Annotated in this window: 18 protein-coding genes and 1 tRNA gene; 8 read left to right on the forward strand and 11 right to left on the reverse strand. The window is 68.5% G+C overall.

Annotation, left to right across the window (positions count from 1 at the left end; all coding sequences use genetic code 11):
• Position 1: 1 nt before the first annotated feature.
• A complete protein-coding gene (locus tag ACE2AC_RS12450) occupies positions 2-1,606 on the reverse strand; it encodes a DUF4139 domain-containing protein (RefSeq protein ID WP_375687495.1) in 1,605 nt (534 codons plus the stop codon).
• 119 nt (positions 1,607-1,725) lie between these two features.
• On the reverse strand, positions 1,726-2,013 hold the full coding sequence (locus tag ACE2AC_RS12455; RefSeq protein ID WP_375687497.1) for a YggT family protein: 288 nt from the start codon (positions 2,011-2,013) through the stop codon (positions 1,726-1,728).
• A gap of 123 nt (positions 2,014-2,136) precedes the next feature.
• Between ACE2AC_RS12455 and ACE2AC_RS12460 the strand changes: the two genes are divergently transcribed.
• Entirely contained in the window at positions 2,137-2,682 is a 546-nt protein-coding gene (locus ACE2AC_RS12460; RefSeq protein WP_375687499.1) for an acyl-CoA thioesterase, read from the forward strand.
• Between the two features lie 12 nt (positions 2,683-2,694).
• On the opposite strand, the gene ACE2AC_RS12465 is transcribed toward ACE2AC_RS12460, so the two are convergent.
• From ACE2AC_RS12465 to ACE2AC_RS12475, 3 genes are all read right to left on the reverse strand, one after another.
• Positions 2,695-3,507, reverse strand: a complete 813-nt coding sequence (locus tag ACE2AC_RS12465; RefSeq protein WP_375687500.1) for a class I SAM-dependent methyltransferase — start codon at positions 3,505-3,507, stop codon at positions 2,695-2,697.
• Between the two features lie 135 nt (positions 3,508-3,642).
• Positions 3,643-3,718, reverse strand: a tRNA-Ala gene (locus ACE2AC_RS12470).
• Between the two features lie 172 nt (positions 3,719-3,890).
• Positions 3,891-4,226, reverse strand: a complete 336-nt coding sequence (locus ACE2AC_RS12475; protein WP_375687502.1) for a TIGR02300 family protein — start codon at positions 4,224-4,226, stop codon at positions 3,891-3,893.
• Positions 4,227-4,340: 114 nt separating this feature from the next.
• Here ACE2AC_RS12475 and ACE2AC_RS12480 point away from each other — a divergent pair, with 114 nt between their 5' ends.
• The 4 genes from ACE2AC_RS12480 (at position 4,341) to ACE2AC_RS12495 (ending at position 8,226) form a co-directional block, all read left to right on the forward strand.
• Entirely contained in the window at positions 4,341-5,030 is a 690-nt protein-coding gene (locus ACE2AC_RS12480; protein ID WP_375687503.1) for a M48 family metallopeptidase, read from the forward strand.
• 42 nt (positions 5,031-5,072) lie between these two features.
• Entirely contained in the window at positions 5,073-5,720 is a 648-nt protein-coding gene (locus ACE2AC_RS12485) for a GntR family transcriptional regulator (RefSeq protein ID WP_375687505.1), read from the forward strand.
• Positions 5,717-6,355, forward strand: coding sequence for a glutathione S-transferase family protein (locus tag ACE2AC_RS12490; RefSeq protein ID WP_375687507.1), 639 nt, complete (start codon positions 5,717-5,719; stop codon positions 6,353-6,355). The genes ACE2AC_RS12485 and ACE2AC_RS12490 overlap by 4 nt, the downstream gene beginning before the upstream one ends.
• A 68-nt stretch (positions 6,356-6,423) precedes the next feature.
• On the forward strand, positions 6,424-8,226 hold the full coding sequence (locus tag ACE2AC_RS12495) for a hypothetical protein (protein WP_375687508.1): 1,803 nt from the start codon (positions 6,424-6,426) through the stop codon (positions 8,224-8,226).
• Here the strand turns inward: ACE2AC_RS12495 and ACE2AC_RS12500 are convergent, their stop codons facing one another.
• Both ACE2AC_RS12500 and ACE2AC_RS12505 read right to left on the reverse strand, forming a co-directional pair.
• Complete coding sequence (locus ACE2AC_RS12500) at positions 8,227-9,189, reverse strand: acetyl-CoA carboxylase carboxyltransferase subunit alpha (protein WP_375687509.1); 963 nt, start codon at positions 9,187-9,189, stop codon at positions 8,227-8,229.
• Positions 9,190-9,281: 92 nt separating this feature from the next.
• A complete protein-coding gene (locus ACE2AC_RS12505) occupies positions 9,282-9,902 on the reverse strand; it encodes a Hint domain-containing protein (protein ID WP_375687511.1) in 621 nt (206 codons plus the stop codon).
• Between the two features lie 97 nt (positions 9,903-9,999).
• On the opposite strand from ACE2AC_RS12505, the gene nth reads away from it, so the two are divergent.
• Genes nth through ACE2AC_RS12520 form a run of 3 tightly spaced genes read left to right on the forward strand, consistent with a single transcriptional unit; the run spans position 10,000 to position 12,419 of the window.
• Entirely contained in the window at positions 10,000-10,644 is a 645-nt protein-coding gene (gene nth / locus ACE2AC_RS12510; RefSeq protein WP_375687513.1) for an endonuclease III, read from the forward strand.
• A complete protein-coding gene (locus ACE2AC_RS12515; RefSeq protein ID WP_375687515.1) occupies positions 10,641-11,627 on the forward strand; it encodes an adenosine kinase in 987 nt (328 codons plus the stop codon). The genes nth and ACE2AC_RS12515 overlap by 4 nt, the downstream gene beginning before the upstream one ends.
• 51 nt (positions 11,628-11,678) lie before the next feature.
• Positions 11,679-12,419, forward strand: coding sequence for a 2-dehydro-3-deoxygalactonokinase (locus tag ACE2AC_RS12520; protein WP_375687516.1), 741 nt, complete (start codon positions 11,679-11,681; stop codon positions 12,417-12,419).
• Positions 12,420-12,426: 7 nt separating this feature from the next.
• Here the strand turns inward: ACE2AC_RS12520 and ACE2AC_RS12525 are convergent, their stop codons facing one another.
• The 4 genes from ACE2AC_RS12525 to ACE2AC_RS12540 are packed head-to-tail and all read right to left on the reverse strand — an operon-like array spanning position 12,427 to position 16,298.
• Entirely contained in the window at positions 12,427-13,356 is a 930-nt protein-coding gene (locus tag ACE2AC_RS12525) for a metal ABC transporter permease (RefSeq protein WP_375687518.1), read from the reverse strand.
• Positions 13,353-14,534: a metal ABC transporter permease gene (locus ACE2AC_RS12530; protein WP_375687520.1), complete on the reverse strand. Its 1,182-nt coding sequence runs from the start codon at positions 14,532-14,534 to the stop codon at positions 13,353-13,355. Before ACE2AC_RS12530 ends, ACE2AC_RS12525 begins: the two co-directional genes overlap by 4 nt.
• Before the next feature lies 1 nt (position 14,535).
• On the reverse strand, positions 14,536-15,336 hold the full coding sequence (gene aztA, locus ACE2AC_RS12535; RefSeq protein WP_375687522.1) for a zinc ABC transporter ATP-binding protein AztA: 801 nt from the start codon (positions 15,334-15,336) through the stop codon (positions 14,536-14,538).
• Complete coding sequence (locus ACE2AC_RS12540; protein ID WP_375687523.1) at positions 15,336-16,298, reverse strand: metal ABC transporter solute-binding protein, Zn/Mn family; 963 nt, start codon at positions 16,296-16,298, stop codon at positions 15,336-15,338. Before ACE2AC_RS12540 ends, aztA begins: the two co-directional genes overlap by 1 nt.
• Positions 16,299-16,359: the final 61 nt, after the last annotated feature.

The following is a 16,359-nucleotide window of genomic DNA, read 5'->3' on the forward strand; positions in this document are numbered from 1 at the left end:
CCTATCGCAGGACCTTGTCGGTCGGCCAGCTGAGCGTGTGGTTCAGCTGGACGGTGCTGGTGCTGTTCGGTTCCAGCGCCAGGTCCCAGGCCAGGATGCCGCGTTCGCCGTCCACGTCGACCTCGGTCGGCTCGGGCGTCGCGTTCCATTCGATCTTGAGGTCCTCCTGCTCGGAATAGGGGACCTGGTCGATCAGGCGCAGGTCCCAGGCCTCGCCCGTTAGGTTGCGGATCTCGATCTCGACCGCCTCGGCCAGGCGGTTGCTGCGGCTGATCACGCCGCGATCGCCCTCGGACCGGTCCTGCACCGTACGCTTGAGACGCAGCCCTTCGATCGGGCCAAAGCTGAACTCCGCCTCGTCACCGGCGGCGATCAGCGGCGTCGGGCGCTGACCCACGTAGGTGCCGTCGAGGTAGAATTCCGAGGCCTCGGTGGGCAGCAGGATCTCATCGGCCGGGTTGGTGAATTCGGCCATCAGGAACGCCGTCTCGTCGCGGATCGGCACAGCGCGGGCCATGACCTCGGGCGCGACATCGATGGATCCGAGCGCGATGCGCAGTTCGTCCGCGCCGGTGGCCAACGTCAACGGGGTCTCGTAGCTGTAGGTCACGTTCAGCCCGTCGTAGCTGGCCTGCGCCACGATCTGCTCGGCCATCGGCGCCATCGCCATGTCGCTTTCCGCGGCGCCGAGGAATCGCTTGTTCAGCGGGATCGGCGCGGGCGGCTCGTTCTCGTCCACTATCCAGCGCTGGATCGGATAGAGCGTACCCGGCTCGTTCTGCCCGGTGGGCCTGACGGTCGACAGCTCAAGGTCCACGTCCTGCCAGTTCTCGCCCGTGGCCTGGTGAACGTAGGCGCCGCGCCCGATCGACATGCCACCGTCCGCACCCCGGTCGAGGTGCACGTCGTAGACCGGCCGCCATCCGGCATTGTCCGTCACGTAGCGGACCTTGAGCGTGCCCTCGACGGCCTCGGGCGCATCGACGGTGATGGCGACGTATTCGCGGTCCGCGTCCTCGATATCCAGCGCGGCCAGCGCCTTCCGGGCACGATCGAGCTCTTCCAGCCGGTCCTTCATGGCCAGGTCGGCCTCCCGCGCGCGAATCTCGGCCTGCTGTGCCCTGCGCTCGGCGGCGAGCGTCTCTTCCCCCACCATGCGGGACAGGTCGCGCAGCGTGTCGATCCCGGCCGCGGCGATCCCGTCCGAGGCGCCGAGGCCCTTGAGGAACTCGATCTGGGCGCGCGCAGCCTCGGCCTCGAGCCGGATTGCACCGGCAGCATCGCGGGCCTCAGCCACCGCCTTTTCCAGGCGCTCGACCTCGGCCTCGGCCGCCTCGATCGCGGCGTCGGTCTGCGGGTCGCGCGGCGGCGTCAGGTCGTTGCGGATCGTGACCGGGCCAAGCGAGACGCCATCGGCCTCGATCCGCAGCCCGCGCGCGTCGCGCACCGGCATGTCGGTCAGGATCAGCGTGTGGCGGCCGGCGGGGGCGGAAAACTGCCCCTCGCGCACGAGGGAGGCGCCCTGCGGAAAGACCGTGACCGACGCGACCCGGCTGGGCACGGGAATGTCGTCGGCAAGGGCCGGCAGCGGAAACAGCAGGGGCAAGGCAAGAACGGCACGCATTGGAACCTCCAGGTCGTCATTTCTGCGGCGAGAATGACGAACCCGGGGCTGTTATCAAATGACAATGCCGTTGTTAGCCGATAGCGGGCCCTAGCCCTGCGTCAGAGGAAGTAGCCGATGTTGTTGGCCAGGATGATCCTGAGCGCGTAGATGCCGATCAGCACGACCAGCGGCGCCAGGTCGATGCCCGACATCGGCGGCAGGATCTTGCGCACCGGGCGGTAGAGCGGTTCGACCAATCGGTTCAGCCCGTACCAGACCTGGGCCACGAATTGCTGGTTCAGGTTCAGAACCTGGAAGTTGATCAGCCACGACATGATGACGTGGACGATGATGATGAACCACACGACATCGAGGATCAGCATCAGGATCTGGAACAGGCTCAGCACCGGGGTCTCCTTTGGTTGACGGCTCTTTAGGTAGGCAATGCAAGCCCTTGGCGCAAGGAGAGACGCAAGGTCGTGGTTGACGCCGCCGGGCCGGTGCGCAGGGTCGCGGCGGAGGTATTGCCGATGTATCCATTCGTTCGCATCAGCCGGCAGGTCATGAAGTGGCGCAAGCACCCGATCAGCCCGTGGGAGACGCATGTCTCCCACCATCGTGTCTGGCCCTGGGACCTCGACATGATGAACGAGCTGAACAATGGCCTGACGCTGACCTTCTACGACATGGGGCGGATCCCGTTTTCCGTCCGTTCGGGCATGTGGGACGCGTTCAAGGCCCACGGCATGTCCTTCACCATCGCGGGCAGTGCGCTGCGCTACCGCAAGCGGATCACGCTGGGACAGAAGCTGGAACAGCGCACCCGCATCGCAGGCTGGGACGCGCGGTTCCTCTACTTCGACCAGAGCCTCTGGACCGATCCCGACACCTGTGCCGGGCAGGGCATCTTTCGCTCGGCCGTGGTGCGGAACCGCAAGATGATCGGGATCGAGGACGAGGTGCTGCCGCTGCTTGACCGCCCCGACATCACCGCCAACCGCCCCGCTCTGCCCGACTGGGTGAGCCAGTGGGCCGCGGCCGAGAACGCGCGCACCTGGCCGCCGGTCAAGGCCTGACGACAGGGTCTGTCAGGTCCCGTCGGGCTTACGCGCGACCAGGCTGTAGCTCATCGGGACCTGCGCGGCGCGATCCGCGTAGATGTCGTACTCGGGCTCGCGGATGGAGTGGGAGTATTCCTTCAACTCGACAAGGTTCAGCCCGGACCGGACGCAGGCTGTCACGATCTCTCCCAACGGGTGGATGAACCAGTACCCGGTCTCGCCCGCGCCGTGGTCCTTGCCATCATAGGCGATCGCCCCGGTCACCTCCTGCGGGTGCGGATCGAAATAGCTGAAAGCGGGTTCGTGCGGCGTGGCGCTGGCCGGGTCAAAGACCTCGAGGAACGGATGCGTCTCGTAGATCACTAGGGCCCCGCCCGGCGCGATCAGTCCCGCGACCGCGTGGAAGAACGCCGGCAGGTCCGGCATCCAGCTCAGCACGCCGATGGTGATGAGGGCGAGGTCGTACTGCCCGACATCCCCCGGCAGATCGTAGATGTCCGCCTCGAGCAGGCGCAGGTCCATCCCCGCCGCATCCGCAAGTGTCCGCGCCTGGGCCAAGAAGGCCAGCGACTGGTCGATACCCAGGGCGGGCCGGATCCCGAGGACGGCGAGGGACAGAAGCTCCCGCGCGTTGTTGCAGCCGATCTGCACGGCCGATTTCCCCTCGAGCGCAAGGCCGTCGAGGATCGAGGTCAGGTGCGTGTCGAGCACCGAGAACCCCGGCTGCCCCGCGCGTTCCAGAAGGGCGAACCACCCGTCGCCCGTGCCATGCAGGGGCGCCGAAGCGTCCCAGGCCGCGCGGTTGGCGGCGGTGATCTGCTGTCGCGTGAACTCGGCCATCCTGCGCATCGCTCCCCGGTGACGTTGGTCTGACCTGCAGTAACGCCGCATGTGGCAACTGCAAGGGAGTGCTTGGACAGGATGCCGCCCTGTGCCCGAAAAGGCCCGGTGCGCGCATGGTAATCGGGGGGGATTTGGTGGAGCCTAGGGGGATCGAACCCCTGACCTCTTGCATGCCATGCAAGCGCTCTCCCAGCTGAGCTAAGGCCCCATTTCCGCGGACCCTTCCGGTCCGTTGCGGCTATCTAGAGTGGTGCGCGGGCGGGATCAAGCGAAAAAACCCGGCCTGACGCCGCGACGTATCGGGGGCCCCGGAACGACGAACGCCGCCCCCGATCCGGGAGCGGCGCAGACATCGGACAGGGCCCTTTGGGGGCGACCCGTCAGTCTTCGCTTTCTTCGTCCGAGACGTCGGCGATGTCGTCGAGCGACACGTTGTCGTCGTCGTCATCGTCTTCCAGCAGGTCGTCGTCCAGATCGACATCGACATCATCGTCGTCGTCTTCCAGCACATCTGCATCGTCATCGTCATTCTGATGGGCGCGCAGTTTCTTGGTCTCCGCGTCCTCGGCATCGGCAACGATGGTCCGCCCGCGGGCGACATCGATCTCGACCACCTCGCCCGTGTAGGGGCTGATGATCGGAACGGCGTTCAGGTCGTAGAATCGCTTGCCGGTCGTCGGGCAAACGCGCTTCGTACCCCATTCTTCCTTGGGCATGGGTGATCCCCTTTTATGACATATCTTGTCGGCGGTCCGCGCCACCTGCCATAACCGGATCAGGCTGTCAAAGCCTTTCCAAGCAAGCGACAGGGCGCGGGGAACTGCAGGCATATGGGGCAACACATTCTTCCGGGCAACCCCCCGGTCGAGCTGAATCTGAAACGGTCCGCCCGGGCGCGGAGAATCAGCCTCCGGGTCTCGGGCCTGGACGGGCGCGTGACGCTGACCATGCCGCGCGGGGTGAGCGAGCGCGAAGCGCTGGCGTTCGCTCGGGAAAAGGCGGGCTGGCTGCGCGGGCACCTGGAGCAGCGCACCCCGGTCACCTCGGTCGGCATCGGGTCGACCCTGCTGGTCGAGGGGCAGCCGCGCGAGGTGCGACAGGCCCTGGGCCGGGGCGTGAAGCTGACGGACGAGGCAGTGCACGTGGCCGGCGATCCCGACACGGCGGGACGCCGGCTGGCGGCCTGGCTCAAGGCGCTGGCGCGTGACCGGCTGGCGGGCGAATCGGATCGTTACGCTGCGGCGCTTGGCCGGCGCTACAGCCGGTTGACGCTGCGCGACACGCGGTCCCGCTGGGGATCGTGCACCGCGGACGGCGGGCTGATGTATTCCTGGCGCCTGATCCTCGCCCCGCCCGAGGTGCTGTCCTACGTCGCGGCGCACGAGGTCGCGCACCTCGAAGAGATGAACCATTCCCCGGACTTCTGGGCCGCGGTCGACCGCATTCACGGCCCGTACAAACCGCAGCGCAAATGGCTGCGCGACAACGGCGCGACCCTGCACGCCTATCGCTTCGACTAGGCCACGATTGACCCGGCGGGGATTTGTGATCACATACAGCCTATGCTGATGAACACCCGCCCCGATCCGTCGCCCTCGGCCCATGACCGCGTCTATCGCGGGCTGCGCGGCCGGATCATGCACGGAGAGATCCCGCCCGGCGCCGCGCTGACCCTGCGCGGCATCGGCAAGGAATACGATGTCTCGATGACCCCCGCGCGCGAGGCGGTGCGCCGGCTGGTGGCCGAGGGGGCGCTGATGCTCTCGGCCTCGGGCCGGGTGTCGACCCCGGACCTGTCGAACGAGCGGATCGAGGAGCTGGCCGCGCTGCGAGCGCTGATCGAGGTCGAGCTGGCCAGCCGCGCCCTGCCCCGTGCCCACCTGGCCCTGATCGAGCGGCTCGAGGCGATCAATGCCACGATCGGAGAGGCCGTCGCCCGGCAGGACGCGGTCGGCTACATCCGCACGAACCTCGAATTCCACCGCACGCTCTACCTGCGGGCGCAGGCCCCGGCGATGCTGGCGATGGCCGAAACCGTCTGGCTGCAGCTGGGCCCGACCATGGCCAAGCTCTATGGCCGGATGCGGCGGCGCGAGGCGCCGCAGTACCACCGCCACATCGTCGCGGCCCTGCGCGCCGGCGACGAACCGGGCCTGCGGCTGGCGGTGCGGACGGACGTGACTCAGGGCCTCAGGATGCTGGTGACGTGAGCGGGCTGACACTGCACGGCTTTCATTACTCGGTCTATTCGCGCGCCGCGCGGCTGGTGCTGCACCACCGCGACCTCGACCATGACTGGGTCGAGGTGAACCCCTTCCGCGCCGACAAGGGCCGCGGCCCGCATCCGATGCACCGGGTGCCCGTCCTCGACCACGACGGCTTTCGCCTGTTCGAGACGGCGGCGATCCTGACCTACGTGGCGACCGCCTTTCCCGGAGACACGCTGATCCCCGAGGACCCGAAGGCCCGCGCCCGGATGGTGCAGGTGCAGGGCATCGTCGATGCCTATGCCTACTGGCCCATGGTGCGGCAGGTCTATTCGGCCGGGGTGTTCGCTCCGGCCATCGGGACCCCGCGAGACGAAGATGAGGTGGCGACGGGATTGGCAGCCGCCGCACCGGTGCTGGCGATGCTCGACGCGATCGCGGGCGAGGGCCGCGTCCTGGCAGAACAGACCCTGACACTGGCCGATCTGCACCTGGCCCCGATGGTCGCCGCCTTCACCGCGGCGCCCGAAGGGGCCGAGGCGGTGGCCCGCCATCCGGCCGTGATGCTGTGGTGGGACTGGATGCGCAACCGTCCCGAGATGGCCGCGACCGATCCGGGCCTGCCCCGGAAATCTTGATCGAAGGCTGACCCTGCGGCATCATCCCGGGATTTGCGGCGGCGTGCCGCACAAGGGATTGATCCGGCATGATACCACCCAGGGCCATCGCGGCCGCCAAGCCCCGGCGCCTGCGCGGCGGACAGAACCCCGACGGGTACACCGCCATTGTGCATTTCCACGGCATGGGCAGCCAGCGCCGATACGAGGAAAGCTGTCGGCTGATCGATTCCCTGCACCGGTACCTCGGCAGCGACGCCGCCCGGGCAAAGTCGCTGGGCCGCCTGGTCGGCATCGGGGCGCGGCAGGAGCCACACCGCATCGACAAGGACGAGGTCGTCACCTACGTCCGCGCCCGCCACCTGTCGGCCGGCAGCCGCGAAGAGCGCGAGATCCGGGTCTACGAATGCTATTGGGCGCCGGCCATGGCCGGATCGAAGTCGGTCGTGGGCATCACCAAGTGGATGCTGTTGCAGACGGTGAGGCCGGTCTATTCCCTGCTGACCCCGTGGTGGGAACGCCATGGGCTGCGCGAATCCATGCTGCTGGAGCTGCGACAGGACCGCACCAAGTGGCCCGAAGGCACGCGTGAGGGCGATTTTGACCGGATGCTGTCGCACTACCGCAGCTTCCGCCGCTCGAACCCCGGCTGCCAGGGGTATTTTCGGCACTTCCTGCGTCTCTATGACAGGGGTTTGGAGCAATTCCCGACGAGTCGCGACCGCATGAAGCGCCTGGCCTGGCGCTGGTGGCGCTTTTCCTTCTTTCGCGAGCTGCGGAATGCTTTCCTGCTGCTGACCCTGCTCGTGACGCTCGCGTTGTCGGTCGGCGGCGTGGTCTGGTCGATCCTGCAGCTTCTGCACCTCTTTGCCGCCGCGGCCGAAGGCAACGGCCTGCTCAAGACCCTGGCCGAGATGCTGGGCGACCGGATCAAGCCGACCTTTGCCGCCGCCGCGGCGCTTGGTGTCAGCCTTGCCTCGCTGCTTGGCGTGACCCGGTTCCTGGCGGAATCGATGGGGGACGTGCAGGCCTGGGCGACCTTTGCCGAAACCGACGAGACCTTTGAAAAACGGTCGAAGGTGCTGAAGATGGGGTCGGGCATCATGCGCCACGTGCTCGAGGATCCGGCCTGCGGGCGCGTGGTCGTGACCAGCCACAGCCTTGGCACCAGCGTGGCCTTCGACACGCTGCCGGCGCTGGTGCTGCACAACAACGCCTACAACCTGTCCAACCCGATCGCCGGGCCGATCCCGCTGGAAAAGATCAGCCACCTGGTGACGATGGGCAGCCCGATCGACAAGATCCACTATTTCTTCGGCGGGCAGCGCAGCAAGGTGATCTCGTACCTCGACATCCTCGACGGCCTGCGGATGACGACGGCGCGCATGCCCTTCGTCAAGAACCGCAAGCCGCATATCCACTGGACGAATTACTGGGACGAGGCGGACGCGATCAGCGGGCCGCTGCAGTCCCCCTGCGAGCGGGGCGAAGGCGCGTTCGATGTCGATGACGTGCACGTCCAGAACTACGGCTTTCCGGCCCCGGCCCGGTCCCACAACGCCTATTTCGAGAACCGGACCGTGATCGACGGCATCTTCCGCATGACCGTCCGGAACGAGATGAACTTTTCGAACCTGCCGCTCAGGCCGAACGGGCACGGGTATGACTATGCCAGCGTGCTGCGCGGGCCGGGCAGTGCCACGGGCGGCCGCCGGCTGTGGTCCGGCGCGGCCCTGTCAGTGCCCTGGATCCTCGTCGCGGCGCTGGTCACGCAGATGGCCGGCGCGACCGAGGCCGCCCGCACCACGGCGCTGGCCGCGGCGCTGATCGCCGCGGTGCTGGTCACGGCCTGGATCGCGACGCTGCTGCACGGCAACCGCGAACCGCTCTGATCAGGCGGCGAGGCCCTTGGAGCCCATGTCGAGGAACTTCTTCCGCCGGTCGGCGACCAGGTCCTTCGGCTTCATCCCGTCCAGCTCGCCCAGCATCTCGCCGATGGCCTTGCCGACGGCGGCGATGCTGGCGGCGGCGTCACGGTGCGCGCCACCCAGCGGCTCGGGGATCACCCGGTCGATGACGACGAGCTGCTTCAGCTCCTGCGCGGTCAGGCGCATCTGTTCGGCCGCTTCGCGCATCTTCTCGGAATCCTTCCACAGGATCGAGGCGCAGCCCTCGGGTGTGATGACCGAGTAGACCGAGTGTTCGAGCATCGCGACGCGGTTGGCGCTGGCAAAGGCCACGGCCCCGCCCGATCCGCCCTCGCCGATCACGACCGACACCAGCGGCACGCCGATCTGCAGGCACTTCTCGGTCGAGCGGGCGATCGCCTCGGACTGGCCGCGTTCCTCGGCGCCCTTGCCGGGATAGGCGCCGGGGGTGTCGACGAGCGTCACGACCGGCAGGCCGAACTTGTCCGCCAACTCCATCAGGCGCACGGCCTTGCGGTAGCCCTCGGGCCGGGCCATGCCGAAGTTGCGTTCGATCCGGCTTTTGGTGTCGTTGCCCTTTTCCTGGCCGATCACCACCACCGGCTTGTCCTGGAACCGCGCGAGCCCGCCCATCACGGCCAGGTCGTCGGCAAAGTTCCGGTCGCCCGCCAGCGGGGTGAAGTCGGGGAACAACGCGTCGATGTAATCGCGGCAATGCGGCCGGTCGGGATGGCGCGCCACCTGGCATTTCCGCCAGGGCGTCAGCTCCTTGTAGAGCTTCACCAGCATGTCCGACGCCTTCTTGTCGAGCTGGGCGGCCTCCTGCTCCACGTCCGCCTCGGGGTTCTGCCGCGCCATGGCGCGCAGTTCCTCGGCCTTGCCTTCGATCTCGGCAAGGGGACGTTCGAAGTCGAGGTAATTGGTCATCCGGGACCTCCAGTAGCTTGCCCGCTATATGACGGTGGCGGCGTCACGATGCAACTCTGTCGCATCTCACGGCCGCGTGCACGCGTCGGCGCTCAGGCCGCGAGCAGGTCGAGGAGGGACAGCTCCGCCGGCACCCTGCCGCGCAGCAGCAGCGCCTCGTCCCGGGTGAGGCAGCGGCGCGGGGCGCGGGCGTCAGTGTCGAAGAGCGCGGTCGACCGGGTCACCGCGTCGGGCAAATCGAGCGTTTCCGCCATCTCTGAATCGACGCTTTCGACCCAGAGAGAGCCGGCATTGATGATCTCGTGATGCCGCATGACGACCAGGTGGTAGGACAGCGGCCCCATCGTCGGATCGCGCCGCGGCTCGTCCCGCCGGGTCAGGTCGCCGAAGCGGGCCAGCACCTCGTCCGTGCCGAAATCCAGTTCGCATTCCGCCCGCTTGACCAGCCCCCGCGTCCCCGGCGCCACCCGCAGCTTTTCCGACAGCTTGCCGCCGGGCCCGTATTCGCCCGGCAGGAAGACGATGGGCGGCGGCAGGGCGCGCCCCGACGGCATCCGCCGCAGGCGCACTATGTGCAGCACCTCCTGCGCGCCGTGGTCACGGGTGATCAGGCGGTCGCCCGGTGCCAACCATTCCACCGGGATCTCTCCGGTCGTGGCCAGAAGCATGGTGCCCGGACCCAGCCCGGTGATCGGAAAATGGTCGTGTTGCATCGGTCCGCCTTTCCCGGCCACATTCCCGCAACAAGGTTGCGCCGTGGTTAAGTGCACCACCTTGCCCGCGCCCCGGCGCCCGTGCATTAAGGCCCGGATGGCCAAGCAACTGCCCTACAACACGATGCGCGAGATCTTTGCGCGGTTCCACGCGGCCGAGCCGGTGCCGAAAGGCGAGCTCGACCATGTGAACGCCTACACGCTCGTCGTGGCCGTGGCCCTGTCGGCGCAGGCCACCGATGCGGGCGTGAACAAGGCCACCCGCAAGCTGTTCCAGATCGCCGACACGCCGGAAAAGATGCTGGCGCTTGGCGAAGAGGGCGTGACCGACCACATCAAGACCATCGGTCTCTTCCGCCAGAAGGCGAAGAACATCATCAAGCTCAGCCGTATCCTAGTCGAGGAGTACGGCGGCGAGGTTCCAAACTCCCGTGCCGCGCTGCAGTCGCTGCCCGGCGTGGGCCGCAAGACGGCGAACGTGGTGCTGAACATGTGGTGGCACTACCCGGCGCAGGCGGTCGACACCCACATCTTTCGCGTCGGCAACCGCACCGGCATCGCGCCCGGCAAGGACGTGGTCGCTGTCGAACACGCGATCGAGGACAACGTGCCCGCCGACTACCAGCTTCATGCGCATCACTGGCTGATCCTGCACGGCCGCTACACCTGCGTGGCGCGCAAACCGAAATGCAACGCGTGCCTGATACGCGATCTCTGCCCCTACGAGGACAAGACCCCATGACGAAATACGACGTGATCGGCATCGGCAACGCGATCGTCGACGTCCTGACCCGTTCCGACGATTCCTTCCTCGACCTGATGGGGATCCAGAAGGGGATCATGCAGCTGGTCGAACGCGAGCGCGGCGAACTGCTCTACGGCTCGATGGAGGAACGCACCCAGGTGCCCGGCGGCTCGGTCGCCAACACCATGGCGGGGATCGGCAACCTCGGGCTCTCGACCGGGTTCATCGGCCGGGTCCGCGACGATGCCCTGGGCCGGTTCTACGCATCCGAGCTGGAGAAGGGCGGCACCGATTTCGTCAACGCGCCGGTGCCGGGCGGCGAACTGCCGACTTCCCGCTCGATGATCTTCATCAGCCCCGATGGCGAGCGGTCGATGAACACCTACCTCGGCATCTCGGCTGAGCTGGGGCCCGACGACGTGTCGGAAACGGTCGCCGCCGATGCGCGGATCCTGTTCCTCGAGGGCTATCTCTACGACAAACCAAAGGGCAAGCAGGCATTCCAGGCGGCGTCGCGCGCGACCCGCGCGGCGGGTGGCATGGCGGGGATCGCCCTGTCCGACCCGTTCTGCGTCGACCGGCACCGCGGCGATTTCCGCACGCTGGTGAAGGAACTCGACTACGTCATCGGCAACGAACACGAATGGCTGTCGCTTTACGAGACCGACGACCTCGGCACCGCGCTGGAAACGGCGGCGGGCGAATCGGGCCTGGTCGTCTGCACCCGGTCGGGCCAGGACGTCGTGGTGGTGCGCGGCGACGAAGAGGCCGTCGTGCCCGTCCGCGCCGTGACCCCGGTGGACGCCACCGGTGCGGGCGACCAGTTCGCCGCAGGGTTCCTCTACGGCCTGGCGACGGGCGCGGATCTTGCCACCTCGGGCCGGATGGGCTGTGTCGCCGCGGCCGAGGTGATCGGTCATGTCGGCCCCCGCCCCGAAGCCGACCTCAAAGACCTGTTCCGGGCCGAGGGGCTGATCTGACCGGCGCAGCCATCGGTTGACCCGCGGCACCGGGCGGCGTAGGCCCCGCGGATGGATTGGATCGGGATCTGGAACAGCGACCGCGGCATGACCGGCTGGCAGTTTGCCGGAACCCGTGTCGCCGTGCGGCTCGACACCGAGGCCTGCCGCACCGCCTTTGACAGCTTGTCCGCCGACCGCATCCTCGTCGCCGGGGCCGACACCGCCCCGCCCGAGGCGCTTCCGGCCGCCATCATGCCCGAGCAGCTGCTCAGCGGCTCGGGCGCGCTGGTGCTGCCGGGCCTCGAACAGGGCAACCCACGCCACCGGATGGATGCCGCGCGGCTGGCGGCCATCGGTTTCCTGTCGCTCAACCTGGACTGGGACGGCGTGATCTGCCTGCCGGGCCGTGTCACCCACTGGCTGACCCTCAGCGCGGGCGAGGCGGTGTTCCTGCAGAGCGCGCTGTCGCTGTCTTTGGCGGGTGCGGTCGGCATGGCGGTCAGCGACCTCGACACCGCCGCCCTCTCCGAAGGGCAGTCGCGGCCCGAACGGCTGGCCAGCGCATTGCGCAGCGCGGCGCTCTCCGGCGCCGACGGCACGGCGCTCGGCTGGCTGATCGGGGCGGAACTGGCGGCGACCCGCGCGCTCTGGCTGGGCCAGCAGGTCGCGATCCTGGGCGACGGGGCCGAGGCCGCCGCCTATCGCCGCGCCCTGGAAACGCAAGGCCTGCCGGTGACGGTCGCCTCGGCCGAGCAGATGGGCGAAAAGGGGATGCTGGCGCTTGGGACGAAGTTCGGGCTGACGCGGTAGGGGTGCCCTACCCCTCTGCCGGTTGCCCGACGCGCCCCCGGCACGGCCCGAACAGCGCCGCGAGGCCCAGGATCACCCCCGACACCGTAGCGATCATGCCCGCCGCGCTGACGGCATCGGCCGCGCCCAGCCACAACGGGCCATAGCCTGCCAGCACGTATCCCAGCACCGCCGAGATCACCGCGAAGACGCAGGACCACGCCACCTGCCGGCCCAGCGAATTGGTCATCAGCCGGGCGGTCGCCGGCGGGCAGATGAACATCGCGATCACGATGATCGACCCGACCGCATCGAAGGCCGCCACCGCCGCCAGCGCGGCGATCACCACCAGCGCCAGACCCAGCGGGCCGGTGCGGATGCCGATGGTCCGGGCGAAGCCCTCGTCGAAAGTCGAAATCGCCAGCGGGCGCCAGAAGAGCCACAGGAAGGCCGCGACGACCACCAGCACCAGCGCCATGCGCCCCAGCTCGGGCGGCAGGCCCGCCAGCGCCACCGGGTCCAGCAGGCTGCCCCAGCCGGTCGCGTCGAACCAGATCAGGCTTTCGAGGTTGCCGTAGAGCGCGTGCTGCACGTCGAGGTGCACGCTCGACGTGTCGCTCTGCTCCAGAAGCAGCACGCCGCCGGCGAACATGGTGGTAAAGACCACGCCCATGGCCGCCCCCGGCTCGACCCGGCCGACGCGGCGGATCAGCTCGATCAGCACCACGGCCACCAGCGCCGCACCGGCCGCGCCCAGCATCATCGGCCAGGTGGCGACGATCCCGGTCAGCAGGAAGGCGACGACGATCCCGGGCAGAACGACATGGCTGATCGCGTCGCCGATCAGCGCCTGCCGCCGCAGGACAAGGAAATTGCCCGGCAGCGCGCAGGCCAGCGCCGCGAGCGTGCCGATCAGCATCGGCGGCAGCGACAGCGGAACAAATTCGGATCCCATCATGCCAGTGCCTCCGGCCGCAGGTGACGGTCGATCTCGGCCACCTGGTCGGGGGTCAGCACCGTCTCGATCGGGGTCAGCCCGTCATAGCGGGCGCTGAGGCTCCCGGTCCGGTCCCCGGCGCGCAGGATCTGCCACCGCCGTTCGTCGAGCAGCGCCTTGGCCGCCTGCGCCCGCCCGGCCTCGGTCGCGACACCATCGCCGCGGATCAGCCCGGCACGGCGCAGGATGCGCAGGGTCAGCGCCTCGTGGATGGCCTGCCCCTGTGCCAGCGCCAGCAGCCCCTGCCGCCGGTGGACCCGGTCGCGGAACCGCAGGTGCGCGACCAGCGCAGCCAGGACCCCGCGTCGCGGGGCCAGCAGCATCGAGACGGCGAAGAAGGCGAAAGCCACGAGCACGATGATCGGCCCGGTCGGCAGGTCCGGCGCCGAGGCCGAGATCACCGCGCCCAGGAACCCCGCCACCCCGCCGATGGCCCCGGCGATCAGTGCCAGGTGCCCGGCCCGGTCGGTCCAGAACCGCGCGGTCACCGGCGGCAGGATCAACAGGGCCACGATCAGGATCAGCCCGACGATCTTGAGGCCCACGACCGTGACCGCCAGGACAAGCCCCATCAGCGCCAGATCCGCCTTGTTCGGGTCGATTCCGACCGAAGCCGCGTATTCGGAATCAAAGGCCGTCAGCACCAGCACCCGCCGCAGGACATAGACCGCGACCAGCGTCAGCAGGCCGCCGACGGCGATGATCACCGCATCCGTCCGCAGCATCCCGGCCGTCGATCCCAGGAGGTAGCCCTCGAGCCCCGCCTGCCGCCCGGCACTCATCGTCTGGATGACGGTCAGGAGCACCACGCCGAAGCCGAAGAAGACCGACAGCACCGCGCCGATCGCCGCGTCCTCGGACAGCCGGGTGCGCCGCGTCAGCCAGCCGACCGACAGGAGCCCCGCCGCCGCGGCCAGGGCCGATCCCAGCATCAGCCCGAAGAGGTTCCGCCCCTCGCCGCCGAAGGCCACCATGACGATGAAGGCCAGTGCCACGCCCGGCAGGGTGGCGTGGCTGATCGCGTCGCTGACCAGCGACCGCTTGCGCAGGAAGAGAAAGCTGCCGACCACGCCGCCCGCGATGCCGAGCATCCCGGCGCCGAGCGCGACCAGCGAGGCGTTGTAGCCGAGGTCCAGCATCTCAGACCGCGGCCAGACGGTCGATCTGCGCCGTTGCGAGCCGTCCGCCGTAGGCCGCCTGCAGCGTCGCCTCGGTGAAGGCCTCGGCCACGGTACCCTCGGCGATGCGGGTGCGGTTCATCAGGAAGACGTGGCTGAAATAGTCACGCACGGTGGACAGGTCGTGGTGCACGCAGACGACGGTGCGCCCCTCGTCCTTCAGCGCCTTGAGGACGGCGATGATCGCCTTTTCGGTCGCGGCATCTACCCCGGCAAAAGGTTCGTCGAGCAGGTAGAGGTCCGCCTGCTGGGCCAGCGCCCGGGCCAGGAAGACGCGCTGCTGCTGTCCGCCCGACAGCTGGCCGATCTGGCGGTCGGCAAAATCCTCCATCCCCACGCGGGCCAGGCAGGCCTGCGCCCGCGCCCGGTGATCCGCGCGCAACCGGCCCAACAGGCCGAGGTCGCGGTAGAGCCCCATCAGCACGACGTCGATCACCCGGGTCGGGAAATCCCAGTCGACGCTGGCCCGCTGCGGGACATAGGCGATGCGGCGGCGCTGATCCTCGAGCGGTGCGCCGTGCACGGTCACCCGGCCCGACACCTTGGGGATCACCCCGAGAGCGGCCTTGAGCAGGGTCGATTTGCCCGCCCCGTTCGGCCCGATGATCGCCAGCATGGCACCCTTGGGGACCGTCATGTCGACGGAAAACACCGCCGGTTCACCGCCGTAGGACACGGTCAGCCCGCGCACCGCGAAGGGGCTGGTTTCGAGGTGTTCGGCGACGGCGTGTCCGCCGGTTGCCGCCAGTTCGACCGGTGTCATCAGAGCCCCGCCTTCAGCTTGCCGTCCATGCCCCGCTCGGGCACCGTGCCGCCAAGCGCGCCCGCGATCACGGTCACGTTGTGGTCGATCATGCCGGGATAGGTCCCCTCATAGGTGCCAGGCTCGCCCATGGCGTCGGAATAGAGCTCTCCGCCGATCCGGACCTCGTGGCCGCGCGCGGCGGCCCCTTCGATCAGCGCGCGCATGTTGCGGTCCGATACCGAGCTTTCCACGAACACCGCGCCGATCCCGCGATCGACGAGGAGGTCGACGACCTCCCGGATCCGGTTCAGCCCCGCCTCACTCTCGGTCGAGATGCCCTGGATGCCGACCACCTCGAACCCGTAGGACCGGCCGAAGTAGCCAAAAGCGTCATGCGCCGTGACCAGAACCCTCGCCCCCTCGGGCACGGTGGCCACGACCTCGCGCGCATAGGCATCCAGCCGGTCGAGCGTGGACAGGTACTCGGCCGCCGCCGCGTCGAACTGCGCGGCGCTTTCGGGACGTGCGGCAGACAGCGCGCGGGCGACCTCGGCCACTGGCATCTTCCACAGCTCCGGATCCATCCAGACGTGGGGGTCGAACTTGTTGTCGTAATCCGCATGGGCCCGCAGCAGGTCGTGCGGGATCACCTCGGCCACTGGGACCACGGTGGCGCGGGCGCCCAGCTGGCCCAGGAATTCCTCCATCTGCGCCTCGAGGTAGAGGCCATGCACCAGCGTCAGGTCGGCGCGGGTCATCGCGACGATGTCGGTGCGGGTCTGGCGGTAGGAATGCGGATCGACACCGGGGCCCATCAGCGCCCGGACCTCGACCGCGTCGCCGCCGATGGCGCGGGCCGCGTCGGCGATCATGCCGGTGGTCGCCACCACCTGCAGCGCGCTGTCGGCGCGCAGCGGTCCGGCGGCGAAAAGCGCCAGCGCCGGGGCGGAGAGAAGGAGATTTCGACGGGTCAGTGCCATGAATCACGGGTCCTGTTCAGCTTTCCGATGATAATGAGAATGATTCTCACCGAAGTCAAAC

Source organism: Pseudooceanicola sp. LIPI14-2-Ac024 (assembly GCF_042188925.1).
Classification (GTDB): domain Bacteria; phylum Pseudomonadota; class Alphaproteobacteria; order Rhodobacterales; family Rhodobacteraceae; genus Pseudooceanicola.

Coding starts and splice junctions, on each gene's coding strand:
- ACE2AC_RS12460 (WP_375687499.1), top strand. CDS start 2,137: ATGTATCCATTCGTTCGCATCAGCCGGCAGGTCATGAAGTGGCGCAAG.
- ACE2AC_RS12465 (WP_375687500.1), bottom strand. CDS start 3,507: ATGGCCGAGTTCACGCGACAGCAGATCACCGCCGCCAACCGCGCGGCC.
- ACE2AC_RS12475 (WP_375687502.1), bottom strand. CDS start 4,226: ATGCCCAAGGAAGAATGGGGTACGAAGCGCGTTTGCCCGACGACCGGC.
- ACE2AC_RS12480 (WP_375687503.1), top strand. CDS start 4,341: ATGGGGCAACACATTCTTCCGGGCAACCCCCCGGTCGAGCTGAATCTG.
- ACE2AC_RS12485 (WP_375687505.1), top strand. CDS start 5,073: ATGCTGATGAACACCCGCCCCGATCCGTCGCCCTCGGCCCATGACCGC.
- ACE2AC_RS12495 (WP_375687508.1), top strand. CDS start 6,424: ATGATACCACCCAGGGCCATCGCGGCCGCCAAGCCCCGGCGCCTGCGC.
- ACE2AC_RS12500 (WP_375687509.1), bottom strand. CDS start 9,189: ATGACCAATTACCTCGACTTCGAACGTCCCCTTGCCGAGATCGAAGGC.
- ACE2AC_RS12505 (WP_375687511.1), bottom strand. CDS start 9,902: ATGCAACACGACCATTTTCCGATCACCGGGCTGGGTCCGGGCACCATG.
- nth (WP_375687513.1), top strand. CDS start 10,000: ATGGCCAAGCAACTGCCCTACAACACGATGCGCGAGATCTTTGCGCGG.
- ACE2AC_RS12515 (WP_375687515.1), top strand. CDS start 10,641: ATGACGAAATACGACGTGATCGGCATCGGCAACGCGATCGTCGACGTC.
- ACE2AC_RS12520 (WP_375687516.1), top strand. CDS start 11,679: ATGGATTGGATCGGGATCTGGAACAGCGACCGCGGCATGACCGGCTGG.
- ACE2AC_RS12525 (WP_375687518.1), bottom strand. CDS start 13,356: ATGATGGGATCCGAATTTGTTCCGCTGTCGCTGCCGCCGATGCTGATC.
- ACE2AC_RS12530 (WP_375687520.1), bottom strand. CDS start 14,534: ATGCTGGACCTCGGCTACAACGCCTCGCTGGTCGCGCTCGGCGCCGGG.
- aztA (WP_375687522.1), bottom strand. CDS start 15,336: ATGACACCGGTCGAACTGGCGGCAACCGGCGGACACGCCGTCGCCGAA.
- ACE2AC_RS12540 (WP_375687523.1), bottom strand. CDS start 16,298: ATGGCACTGACCCGTCGAAATCTCCTTCTCTCCGCCCCGGCGCTGGCG.